Source organism: Streptomyces nanhaiensis, from assembly GCF_046614825.1.
In the GTDB taxonomy this organism is placed as follows: Bacteria; Actinomycetota; Actinomycetes; order Streptomycetales; family Streptomycetaceae; genus Streptomyces; species Streptomyces radiopugnans.
This window is the reverse complement of the sequence record NZ_JBKJFM010000019.1, coordinates 1-12113: the sequence shown is the minus strand read 5'-3', so window position 1 is coordinate 12113 and position 12113 is coordinate 1. Positions and strand designations below refer to the sequence as shown.

At 73.6% G+C, this 12113-nt stretch carries 8 protein-coding genes; 5 read left to right on the top strand and 3 right to left on the bottom strand.

Annotated features, from left to right (window positions below; translation table 11 throughout):
- Nucleotides 1–143 precede the first annotated feature (143 nt).
- The 3 genes from ACLIYP_RS07740 (at nt 144) to ACLIYP_RS31020 (ending at nt 2106) form a co-directional block, all read left to right on the top strand.
- Entirely contained in the window at nt 144–785 is a 642-nt protein-coding gene (locus ACLIYP_RS07740; protein WP_412712397.1) for a carbonic anhydrase, read from the top strand.
- Nucleotides 786–961: 176 nt separating this feature from the next.
- Complete coding sequence (locus ACLIYP_RS07735; protein ID WP_412712396.1) at nt 962–1558, top strand: GNAT family N-acetyltransferase; 597 nt, start codon at nt 962–964, stop codon at nt 1556–1558.
- 80 nt (nt 1559–1638) lie between these two features.
- A complete protein-coding gene (locus ACLIYP_RS31020) occupies nt 1639–2106 on the top strand; it encodes a DUF7660 family protein (RefSeq protein ID WP_459076341.1) in 468 nt (155 codons plus the stop codon).
- Between the two features lie 130 nt (nt 2107–2236).
- Here the strand turns inward: ACLIYP_RS31020 and ACLIYP_RS07730 are convergent, their stop codons facing one another.
- Nucleotides 2237–3517, bottom strand: a complete 1281-nt coding sequence (locus tag ACLIYP_RS07730) for a helix-turn-helix domain-containing protein (protein WP_412712425.1) — start codon at nt 3515–3517, stop codon at nt 2237–2239.
- 682 nt (nt 3518–4199) lie between these two features.
- On the opposite strand from ACLIYP_RS07730, the gene ACLIYP_RS07725 reads away from it, so the two are divergent.
- Nucleotides 4200–4811 (top strand): helix-turn-helix domain-containing protein, encoded by a 612-nt coding sequence (locus ACLIYP_RS07725; protein ID WP_412712395.1) that lies wholly within the window; start codon nt 4200–4202, stop codon nt 4809–4811.
- 101 nt (nt 4812–4912) lie between these two features.
- Here ACLIYP_RS07725 and ACLIYP_RS07720 read toward each other — a convergent pair whose 3' ends face one another.
- Complete coding sequence (locus ACLIYP_RS07720; RefSeq protein ID WP_093662794.1) at nt 4913–5431, bottom strand: RNA polymerase sigma factor; 519 nt, start codon at nt 5429–5431, stop codon at nt 4913–4915.
- A gap of 62 nt (nt 5432–5493) precedes the next feature.
- Complete coding sequence (locus ACLIYP_RS07715; protein WP_412712394.1) at nt 5494–6870, bottom strand: phthiocerol/phthiodiolone dimycocerosyl transferase family protein; 1377 nt, start codon at nt 6868–6870, stop codon at nt 5494–5496.
- A gap of 420 nt (nt 6871–7290) precedes the next feature.
- Between ACLIYP_RS07715 and ACLIYP_RS07710 the strand changes: the two genes are divergently transcribed.
- Nucleotides 7291–12113: amino acid adenylation domain-containing protein (locus ACLIYP_RS07710; RefSeq protein WP_412712393.1), on the top strand; the 4823-nt coding region annotated here is incomplete at its 3' end.

The window sequence follows — 12113 nt, the reverse complement described above, 5'->3', positions numbered from 1 at the left end:
ACCGTCGCGCGCTGAGGTCCCGCACCGAGGCCGCCCTCGCCCGGCGCCTGGGGCGGCGACAAGGCCGTCAGCGTGGCCCGCTCCGGCGACCTCCGACGGGACCAGGCGGTGCGACGGCTGGTGCCGCCCCGTAGGCTGCCGCCATGACCGAGATCCAGACCCCGACGCCCCGCGACGCCTTCGAGCTGCTCATGGCCGGTAACCAGCGCTTCGTCGCCGGCACCCCCGAGCACCCGAACCAGGACGCCACCCGCCGCACCGAGATCGCACCGTCCCAGCAGCCGTTCGCCGTGCTGTTCGGATGTTCCGACTCCCGGCTGGCCGCCGAGATCATCTTCGACCGCGGCCTGGGCGACCTGTTCGTGGTCCGCACCGCGGGCCATGTCGCCGGTACTGAAGTCCTCGGGTCCATCGAGTTCGGCGTGAGCGTCCTCAACGCGCCCTTGGTCGTCGTGCTCGGCCACGACTCGTGCGGCGCCGTCGCCGCGGCGTGCTCCGCACTGGAGAACGGTCAGACGCCGGGCGGCTTCGTCCGTGACGTGGTCGAACGGGTGACCCCGAGCGTACTGGCTGCCCGCGCCTCCGGACGCGAGAAGGCCGAAGAGATCCTGGCCGGGCACATCGAGAACACCGTGGACCTGCTGCTGGAACGCTCCCGCGTCCTGGCCGAGCGGGTGGCCGCCGGCCGCCTCGGTGTCGTGGGCCTGTCCTACCGGCTGGCCGACGGCAGTGCACAGCTCGTCGCCTCTCGCGGCCTCGATGCGGCGGTCCCTGCCGCGTCCTGACCATCCTGGAGCGGTTACGGGACAGCCTTTGGGCGATGTGCTGGTGGCTGGGATGCTGCCGGGTATGGACGCGCAGGAGTTCGGGCCCGGCCGGATCCGCCCCGCCGATCACGCCGGCCTGCTCTCCGGGCCTGCCTGCCGGGAGCCGGTGGGCCGTACCACCGGAGGGGCTGCTGATGGCTGAGCCCGCACCCGTCGCCTGGCCTCCTGTGCCGGTCAGGACCGGGCGGCTGGTGCTGCGCGCGTCCGAGGCCGGGGACCGCGCGGCGTTCATCGAGCTGTTCGCCTCGCCGGAGGTGGGCGCCTACATCGGTGGCCCCCGATCGCGCGATGAACTCGAGCGCACCGTGCCCGCGGTGCCCGGGCGGCGCCCCGGCCTGTTCGTGGTCGAGCGCGACGGGACGATGATCGGCATGGTCACGTTCGACCGGCGGGGTGCGGAGCGACCGGGGCACATCCGTGCGGAGGCCGGGGAGGCCGAGCTCGGGTACCTGTTCCTGCCGCGGGTGTGGGGATGCGGATACGCCGCCGAGGCGTGTGCGGCGGCGCTCGGCTGGTTCGCCGCCGCGTATCCCGGCGAGCCGGTGGTGCTGTGCACTCGGACGGTCAACGCCCGCGCGGTGCGTCTCGCGGTGAGGCTGGGGTTCACCGAGGTGGAGCGGTTCCGGGAGTGGGGCGCCGAGCAGTGGTTCGGCGTGTGGTCCCCGGCCCCGCCGCCCGGTCGAGCCGGTGCCCGGCAGCGCGCGGCTGCCGGCCGCCGCTTGACCCCGTAGAGCATGCCGGAGGGGAGGGGTACAGGGACGGGCTCGGAGGCCACGCCGTCCACCAGCCCCGGCCGTTTCCGACGAAGGCCATGGCCGTGCCCGTCCCGCACCGCCGCCCCCGCTCGTGCCATCGCCTCTGCCCGGTGCTGGTGTGCGGCCGTGGCCCGGGACCGAGGGGCAGTGAAGACTGTCCCTCGTACCGTACGGCCGGAGTTGCCTGGCCCCGGCGGTGCGGTGCGGTCGGCGGCGTGCCGCTGACCTCCGACGAGGAGATCCGCTCCCGTGAGGAGCCGGCCGCTTCTGTCCGCGCGCTGCACCAGGAGTGTCTGTCCCGGGGCGGGGAGTGGAACAACTCCACCCTGGAGGACTTCCTTCAGGCTCTGGCGGCGTGGATGGAGGACTCCCCGGGCTGGTATCGCAGTGCGGGTGAGGATCTGCCCGACGGCGGTGACCGGACCTGTCCGGTCCGGGCGCTGCGGGCGGTTCCCAGATACGAAGGCCATGTCCGACCGTACATCCCCCAAGCTCCCGCAGCGCTTCCAGCTGCTCCCCGCTGAGATCGCCCGCCGGGCCGGGGCCCTCGACGACGGCGGCCTCGTCACGTGTGGAGGCGTCACCTCCGGTACCGGCCCGGCGACCCGGCCCCCATCACCGCGGATCCGGAGCCGACGCGCCGGGACGCACGCGTCAAGGCGCGACCGGTCGCGGACGGCCGCGGACGGATCCCACCGCGTCGCGCGCCGCCGGTACGCACACCTGGGCCAGCGTCGTCGCCAGGGACTGCCAGACGTGGGCTGCCAGGTCCAGGTTCCTCGAGCCCGCGGCCTGGTGACCGAGCTGTTCCAGGGTCGTGATGCCCTCGTCGACGCGCCCGTCCAGGATGGTCAGCCGGCCTTCGAGGACGAGCAGCCGTGCCCGGTCCCGGTAGGGCAGTCGCAGTCCGTCGTCGGACAGCAGGGCGCGGCACAGCGCCCGGGCCTCGTCCAGTTCTCCCTGGTGGAAGGCCAGATGGGCGCGCAACGCGCGCAACTCCTGCACCTGTAACGGTGTGCCGGTCAGTTCGATGACCGCCTCGGCCTCGTCCAGCCAACGCCGTGCCGCCTCCAGCCGAGGCGGTGACATCTCGAGCGCGGCGGCGGTCGCAGCGGTGCGAAGGCGTGTCCACAAGGCCAGGTCGTCCCGGCTCCGGAGCAGGCTCAGTGCCGTCTCCAGGCGGTTCTGGGCGGTGGCGTGGTCGCCTTGGCGGTGACTGACCAGGGACGCGGCCCACAGGGCCTCGGCCGTCTGGGAGGCCGTGGCCGCGGGAAGCAGGTCCCGCTCCAGTTCGTGGACGTACCGGTCGGCCGCGTCGAGTCGGCCCATTTCGGTCTCGACGCCGATCAGCACCACGAGCGCGGCCATGGTGTCGGCCGCCTGCAGGTCTTCCTCGCGGGCGATCGCCAGCGCGGTCACGGCCGCCGACTCCGCCGTGCGCAGGTCGCCCAGGGCCCGAAGGCAGCGCGCGTACTGGATGTTCGTCCTCGCGCGCAGTTCCGGTGCCGCCAGGAACTCGCTCAACTCGATGAGCTCGCGGAGTCGGCCGCGCTCCCTCTCATAGTCGCCGTTGCTGTTGTCGACGCGGCTGAGCAGCCACAGCGCGTGCCAGCGGTCGGTGGGTTCGGCGCGCTCGTCGTCCCGCAGCGCGCGGAGCAGGCCGACGGTGCTGTCCGCGCCGGGTGGCGCCGAGGATGCGGCGGCGAGCGCGTGACCGAGGGAACCGCCGCCCAACGGCTCGCTCAGCGCGGACACATCGACGCCGAGCCGCTGGGCGAGGTAGGTGACGGCGCGCGGGGTGGGCCGGCGTTCACCGGACTCCAGCCGTGACAGGTACCCCGTCGACATGCCCTCGCCGACGACCGCCGCCTGGCTGAGCCCTCGTTCGAGTCTGAGCTTCCTCAGCCGTCGCCCGAAGTGCGGCTGCCCGAGCATTCCCACCCTCTGATCCTCTGAGGTCACCGTGAGTCCGCTCCCTTCCACGTGTTTCGCGGGCGGCGTGCGGAAGTTGTCCGTATTTTATGAACCGCCGACGGCGGGGGCAACACAGTTGCAACCGCGAGACATCCAGGTAATTTGCCGGTTTTTCCCCTGCCCGTTACCTTTCCGGCCTCTCGGGAGTTGGTCGCGGCCGTCCGGAATAAGGCCCGGATAAAAAGATTTGGCAATGCGCCGGTCTCATCAGGCAAACCCTTGCCAAGGGCGTTGCCCGGCTTTAGCCTGCAAAGTGCTGCCGACCTGATGCGACCTCGCCCCTCGTCTCCGGAGGTTTCCGTGCCCCCTCGCGCCCATTCGGGCTCGTTATGGAGGTCGACCACACGGCTGGTCGCGACAGTCGCGTCTGGATCCGGAGGTGTTGACAGACGCTTCCGCGGTCGCGGCGTCCGCTCCGGAAGTCCACACGGGCATGGTGGTGCCTCCTGAGGACATCAAGAGGGCAACCCGAGGGACTAAGAGCCCTGACAACGTTATCCGATGGTCGTGACGCGATCCCAGCCCCCCACGCGCACAGAAGGGCGCTACGTCTGTGGCCACCACGAGCAGCACCGCCTCCCTCCCCTCTTCCCTTTCCTCCCCCGGCCCCCGAAAGGCAGCCGCTGACTCCGCCGTCCAAGCCGTGCCGCAGGACGCCCGTGACAGCCGGCGGCGTCGCACCTACACGACCCACGCCTCCACCCGGGGCACCACCGTCGCCGCCGCGGAGGAGGAATTCGCCGGGGCGTTCGGCCTGAGTCCGGGCGCGATCTGCGGCCGTGACCTCTGCGACCTCCTCCTCGCACCGCCGCCCGCGAGCCTGCGGCACCGGTTCACCGATCTCACCGAAGGCCGGTCGAACCGGTTCACGGAGCGGGTGACCGGCCGGGACGGTGCCGGCCGGACCTTCTCCGCGAACCTCACGGCCATAGCGGTCGCCGGCCCCGACGGTCCGGCCGGACTGGTCATCCTGCTCCGCCACATCGGGGACGCCGATCCGGCGGAGTCCAGCGGCCTGCAGACACTCAGCGAGATCGACGCGCGCGTACTCGAAGGAGTGGCGGGCGGCGCGTCGACGGTGCAGTTGGCCAGTCGCCTCTACATGAGCCGTCAGGGAGTCGAATACCGGGTGGGGCGGCTGCTGCGCAGGTTCGACGCTCCCAACCGCCCCGCACTCGTGGCGCGCGCCCATGGGCTGGGCATGTTCGCCATGGGGCAGTGGCCACCGCGCGTCCTGCCGGATTTCGTCGAGTAGCCGCTCCGTGGCCCCCCTCCGAGGCGGCTGCCGACGGTGCACACCGTCGGCAGCCGCCTCGGCACCGGTGGCCTGCGCCGGCCGGGCCCGGCCGGTAAGGACTAGGCGGCCGAGGGCAGCCAGGCCTCCCGGAACCGGCAGCGGGCCCGGTGCAGACGGGACCGGACCGTCCCTATCGGCAGGGAGAGGACCCGCGCCATCTCCTCCTCGTTGAGCCCGTAGGCGCGCAGGGTGAGCACCTGCCGGTGGGAGGTGGAGAGTCGTTCCAGTACGTCGCTGATGTGCACGGCGTCCAGCGGGTTGGCCTCCTGGCCCGGGTCGACCTGCACGTAGGTTCCTTCGTCACCCGCGCGTTTCGCGGTGCGGACGGCCTCGCGGAGCGTCACCGCACGCACCCAGCCGTAGAACGCGGCCGGCTCGCGCAGGGTGCGCAGACCGCGGTAGACGGCGAGGAGCGCCTCCTGGGTGGCGTCGGCGCCGTCGTCGTGGGTGACGGACCGGCAGAGGCGGGCGACGTACGGCGTGATCTCGGTCAGCAGGTGGTTCATCGCCTGCTCGTCGCCCGACTGGGCTCGGGGCAGCAGCGCAAGGGGGGTGGGGATATGGCTGACGGTGCTCATGTGGGGGAGTGCTCCTTATGGCAGCCGATGCGGTCGGGCGCGGTGGGCCGGGGTGGCCGTCCTCACCGGGCGTTCGCGGGCGCGGGCAGGGGCTCGGAGACGTCCGTGAGGGCGAGGAGCCCGGTGAGGACGTCGTCGCGGAAAGCCCGCATGAAGGAAGGGCTGAAGCAGGCGGTGAAGTGCGGGAACTCGATGGCGAGCCGCCCCCCGAAGGAGACCACGCACGCCATGACGGGACTGCGGCCCGCCTGCGGGAAGTAGTCCTCACGGGCGGGCACCAGCCGGACGTCGGTGGCGTGCAGTCCGGCCGGCAGCCGGGGACCGGGGACGACGCCCATGTTCGTGGCGATCACGGTGGCCAGTTGCAGGGCCGGGTTCCGGGGGATCTCCGGCGTGATCCGCATCTCGTGATACTGGTCCGCGCGGGCGATGAAGTCGCGCAGCCGGGTGTGGACGGTGCGTGCCAGCGCCGTCGGGTCGGTGTCCGTGGCGACATCGACGGTCTGCAGGTGGGTGGTGACGGCCGGGACCATGACCGAGGCGGGAAGCGGCGGGGACAGCCGGGACCGCAGGTCCACGGGGGACAGGCAGCCGAGTGTGCGGGGGCCGTCGCCCTCCAGACGACGCCGTGCCGTCGTGAGCAGCGAGGCGGCGACGAGGGAGTGCACGGACAGACCCGCCCCGCGCGCGGTCCGCCGCAGCCGGGTGGTGCGCTCCTCGTCGAGGGTCAGCCGGCACACCTCGATGCGTCCGTCGCCGGCCGGTTCCGCGCCCGGCCGGGCGCCGGTGCCGGCCGGACGCGGCACGTCGTAGGGCACGAGCTGGACGGGGTGCCGACGCACCTCCTCGACGCGCCGCTCCAGGTAGGCGGCGGTGGCCGCCGGGTCGGCGTCGGGCAGCAGCCGGCTGACGGGCCGCGGCCAGCCGGGGGAGTCCGCGCCGCCCCCGGGGACGGCGGCGGCCGGGCCGGCCGCGGCCGGCTCCCCCTTGTCCGCGCCGCCCTCGACCAGGGCCCGGTAGTGATCCCAGAGGGTGTTGTGCACGGCGATGCTGCTGTGCCCGTCCGTGACCGTGTGGTCCACGACGAGGACGAACAGATGGCGGTCGCCCTCCGGCGCGCTCACCAGGACCGCGCGGCTGAGCGGGCCTCCGACCGGCAGGGGAGTGTTCAGCTCCGCCGCGTAGGCCTCCTCGCCGCCGGTGCGGGTGATCAGCCGGGGCCGTTCGTCCTCGGCGAGGAGATGCAGCGCGAAGCCCTGGCCGTCCGGCGCGATACGCGCGCGCAGCGTCGGGTGGGTCTGCGCGACGGCGTCGAACGCCGCGGACAGCGCCCCGGCGTCGACCTGTCCGCGCAGGGTGCAGGAGAGCACCGCTCTGCTTCGCTGTCCGACGTACAGCTTCTCGACCGGACACAACGCACGGTGCATACCGCCAGCCATCTTTCCCTCGATCTCATTTTCCGCTTCAGGGGGTGGTGAAACGCCGTCACTGCCGGGGCTCGAGCGCCCGACGCCCGTTCGAGAGTGCAACGCCGGGGGCCGGTGAATCCACCCGCGGCAGAGGGTCGGACGAAAGTCGCGGGAATTCCTTGAAGTCTGCCGGTACCGCCGCTATCCCGGTCCTCGCGTTCTTCAGGGAAATACCTGAATTGCCGGCGCGGGACCGGTCCGGGCTTGATCGGCTTCGGCCCCTCGTCGCACCCTGGGGGCACTTGCAGGACCGGCGGTGGGGCCGTTCCGACCCCACGCTCCCGGTGTGCGCCCCCCCTTCCCCGCTCCGTGGGCCGAGGCCGCACCCCTGTCCGCCCTGCCGGGCCGTCCCGGCCGGGACATCACGACTTGCCACGTGAGGGTTGTGCCATGTCACTCCACGAGGAGTCACTCCGCGAGGACGACCACCAGCCGCTGTCCGGAGCCCAGGAGGGACTCTGGTACGCCGGACGGCTCGCGCCCGACAGCGCCGCGTACAACACCGCGGAGGCGGTGGAGATCCACGGGGCCCTCGACACCGGCCTGTTCGAGAAGGCCCTGCGCCGTACCGTGGGCGAGGCCGACACCTTCGCCCTGCGTTTCCTCGACACGGACGACGGCCCTCGCTGCCACCGGGCGCCGGACGCGGACGACTGGGCACTGCGGCGGATCGACGTCAGCGACGCCGACGGCCCCGAGGACGCTGCCCGGGAGTGGATCCGCACGGACCTCGCGACGCCGGCGGACCTGGACAAGGGGCCACTGTTCTCGCACACCCTGCTCACCCTCGCCCCCGACCGGCACGTCTGGCTGCTGAGGGCCCACCACATCCTGCTCGACGGCTACAGCTACAAGCTCCTCGGCCGCCGCCTCGCCGACACTTACAACGCGCTGGCCGAGGAGCGCGAACCCGCCCCGGCCGTCTTCGCGCCCGTGAGCCGCCTGCAGGCGGACGAGGCGGCCTACCTCGCCTCCGAGCGCTGCGCCCGCGACCGGGCGTACTGGTCCCGGCGGCTGGCCGGACTGCCGGAGCCCGTGCGGCTCACGCGCCGCACCGCCGCCCCCGTCGCCCCGTTCCTGCGCCGCACCGTGGAGCTGGAGAGCGCCGACGCACAGGCCCTGGCGGACGCGGCCGCCCGGCTCGACGTCACGCGCACCGACCTGCTGACCGCCGCCGTCGCCGTCTACCTGCACCGCATGACCGGTGCCGACGACCTCGTGCTGGGCATGGCCACGATGAGCCGGCTGGGCAGCGCCGCCCTGCGCACTCCGGGCACCGCCTCCGACGTCCTGCCGCTGCGCGTGGCCGCCGACCCCGGCACCGCCGTCGCCGACCTGGTCCGGGCGGTCGCCGACGAAGTCCGGCAGCTGCGCCGACACCAGCGGTACCGGGGCGAGTTCATCCGCCGCGACCTGAACCTGCTGGGCGCCGGGCGCCGACTGTACGGGCCGGTGCTGAACATCGTCCCGTTCACCGAGTCCCTCGATTTCGGCGGCCGCCCGGCCACCTGGCACCACCTCTCCGGCGGTGCCGTCGACGACCTTCAGATCACCGTACGGCCCGGGACCCGGCCCGACGGGCTGTGGTTGGCCTTCGACGCCAACCCCGCCCTGTACGACGAGGACGAACTCGCCCTGCACCGCGACCGGTTCCTGGTCCTCCTGCGCCGACTGGCTCAGGCCGCGCCCACGGCCCCCGTGGGGGACCTGGACCTGCTGCTGCCCGGGGAGCACCCGCGTGACCTTCCCGTGCGGGACCTCCCGGTCACCGCCACCCTCACCGACCTGTTCGAGCGGCAGGCCAGGGACTGGCCGCGGCGCATCGCGGTGACGTACGAGGGCGAACGGCTCACCTACGCGGAACTCGACGCCGAGGCCAACCGCCTGGCCCGGCTCCTGGCCGAGCGTGGCGCGGCCCCGGGCCGGGTGGTGGCGCTGGCCCTGCACCGGGGCATGCGGCTGCTGCCCGCCCTGCTGGCCGTCCTCAAGACCGGCGCCGCCTACCTCCCGCTGGACCCCGGCCACCCGGCGGAACGCCTGCGGCTGGTCATGGACGACGCGGCACCCGTCCTGCTCCTCACCGAGACCGGCCTCGCCCGGCATCTCACCGGCGGCGTCCCCGCCGTCGTCCTGGACGACCCCGCGGTCGAGGCGGACCTCGCCGCCCGCCCGGCCGGCCGGTTGACCGACACCGAGCGTCCGGGCCCGACGAGCCCGTCGGACATCGCGTACATCATCCACACCTCCGGCTCCACCGGCCGTCCCAAGGGCGTGCCCGTCCCGCACGCCAACGTCGTCCGCCTCTTCGCCGCCGCGGCCGAGCGGTTCGACTTCGGCGAGACGGACGTGTGGACGCTGTTCCACTCCTACGCCTTCGACTTCTCGGTGTGGGAGATCTGGGGCGCGCTGCTGCACGGCAGCCGGCTCGTCGTCGTTCCGTACGCCGTCAGCCGTTCGCCCGGGGACTTCCTGCGGCTGCTGCACCGCGAGGGCGTGACCGTACTCAACCAGACGCCGTCCGCCTTCGAGCAGCTCATGGACGCGGACGGCGAGCAGGAGCCCGGCAGCGGCCCGGACCCGGCGGGCACGTTGCGCTACGTCGTCTTCGGCGGTGAGGCCCTGCGCCCCGAGCGCCTGCGGCCATGGGCCGACCGGCACGGTCTCGAAAGCCCGGCGCTGGTGAACATGTACGGCATCACCGAGACCACCGTGCACGTCACCCACCACCGCATCACCCCGGCCGACCTGACGGACCCCCGCCGGAGGAGTGTCATCGGCAGGCCGCTGGCGGACCTGCGGGTGTACCTGCTGGACGCCGCGGGCCGACCGGTGCCCCCGGGCGCCGTCGGCGAGATGCACGTGGCCGGGGCAGGAGTGGCCGCCGGGTACCTCGGCCGGCCCGAGCTGACCGCCGAGCGGTTCCTCGCCGACCCCTTCGGCCCGCCCGGTGGCCGGATGTACCGTTCCGGCGACCTGGCGCGGCGCCGCGCCGACGGCACCCTTGAGTACTTGGGCCGGGCCGACCAGCAGGTGCAGCTGCGCGGCTTCCGCGTCGAACCCGGCGAGATCGAAGCCGTCCTCGCCGCCCACCCGCGGGTCTCCCGGGCCGCCGTCGTCGTACGCCGTGCCGACAACGGCGCCCGGCAGCTCGTCGCCTACACGGTGTCCGCCGGGCAGGAGCCGCCCAGTCCGGTGGAGCTGCGCGCCCACGCCGCCGCGCATCTGCCCGACCACATGGTCCCCGCGGCCTGCGTGAGCCTCGACGCGCTCCCGCTGACCGCCAACGGCAAGCTCGACACCGACGCCCTGCCCGCGCCCGACTTCACCGCCGCCGCGGCCGGCGCCCGCCCGGAGACCCCCCGGCAGAAGCTGGTGTGCGCCCTGTTCGAGGACGTGCTGAGGCTGCCGCGCGACACGGTGGGCGCCGACGCCGACTTCTTCGACCTGGGCGGTGACTCCCTGCTCGCCACCCGCCTGCTGGCCCGCCTGCGGCACGAGACCGGGGCCGAGGTGCCCGTCACCGCCCTGTTCGACGGCCCGACACCGGCGGCGCTCGCGCGGCGGCTCGCCGACCGGCCGGGCACCGCTCCCGACCGCCCGGCACTCGGCGAAGTCGACCTTCCGGAGCGCGTCCCGCTGTCCTACGCCCAGGAACGCATGTGGTTCCTGAACCGGCTCGACGGCGCCGCGGCCACGTACAACATCCCGCTGGTCGTGCCGGTCGGCCCCACCGTGGACGCCGAGGCGCTGGAGGCGGCGCTCGGCGACCTCGCCGACCGGCACGAGAGTCTGCGCACGGTGTTCGCCGAGCAGGACGGTGTACCCCATCAGCGGATCCTGCCGCCGGGGGAGCCGCGCCCGCGGCTGCGCCGGGTGGACTGCCCGGCCGACGAGGTCGCCGCCCACGTCACCGCGGCCTCCCTGCACCGCTTCGACCTGACCGGTGAAAGCCCCCTGGCCGCCTGGCTGCTGGGGACCGGGGAGGAGCGGACGCTGCTGCTGGTGCTGCACCACAGCGCAGCCGACGGCTGGTCGCTGCGCCCCCTCGCGGACGACCTGTCCGCCGCCTACGCGGCGCGCCGGGAGGCCCGGGCCCCGGCGTGGGAACCACTGCCGGTGCAGTACGCCGACTACGCCGTCTGGCAACGCGCCCTGCTCGCCCCCGACCCGGACGGCGGAGGACGGCTGGAGCGGCTGACCGCCCGCTGGGGCGAGACGCTGGCCGGTCTGCCCGAGGAGTGCACGGTGCCCGGCGACCGGCCCCGTCCCGCGTCCCCGCGCGGCGGCGGCGCCCATGTCACCGAGACCGTGGACGCCGCACTCCACCAGGAACTGCTGAGCCTGGCCGAGAGTGAGGGCGCCAGCCTCTTCATGGTGCTGCACGCCGCGGTGAGCGCCCTGCTCACCCGTTGCGGAGCCGGCGAGGACATCGTCGTCGGCACCCCCGTCGCGGGCCGCTCCGAACCCGCCCTGGACGACCTGATCGGGCTGCTCACCAACACCCTCGTCCTGCGTGCCGACACCTCCGGCGACCCCGCCTTCCGGGACCTGCTCGCCAGGCTGCGCCCGCACGACCTGGCGGCACTGGACCACCAGGACCTGCCCTTCGACCGGCTGGTGGACGAGCTGAACCCGCCCCGCCGCCCCGGCCGTCACCCGCTGTTCCAGGTCATGCTGGCGCTGCAGAACAACGAGCCCGCCGTGCTCCGGCTGGACGACCGCGAGGTGCCGTTGCGGCCCACCGCCACCGGCACCGCCAAGTTCGACCTCTTCGTCGACGTCCTCGAACGGCACGGTGACGACGGCGCGCCCGACGGGCTCGACCTGCACATCGAATACGCCACGGACCTGTACGACGCTTCCACCGCCGAGGGGTTCGCCCGCGCCCTGCGGGAGTTGCTGCGCGCGGTGTGCGCGGACCCGGACCGCAGGATCGGGGATCTCCCGGCGCCGCCCCCGTGCACCCCGGCCGCGTCCCGCGTGGCCGACGCCGCCGGGACGACGGACACGGCCCTGTCCGTGCCCGGCATCCGCGACGCGGTCGCCCTGCCCGGCCCCGACGGCGAGTCGCCGCACCTGTACGTGGTGGCGGGCCGGGCTCGCGGAGGCCCGCATCGGCCTGGACGAACTGGGCCGCCGCATCGAACCGGAGGCCGGCTGGGACGATCTGGTGCTGCCGGAGCGCCAGTTGCGCGTACTGCGCGAGATCACCG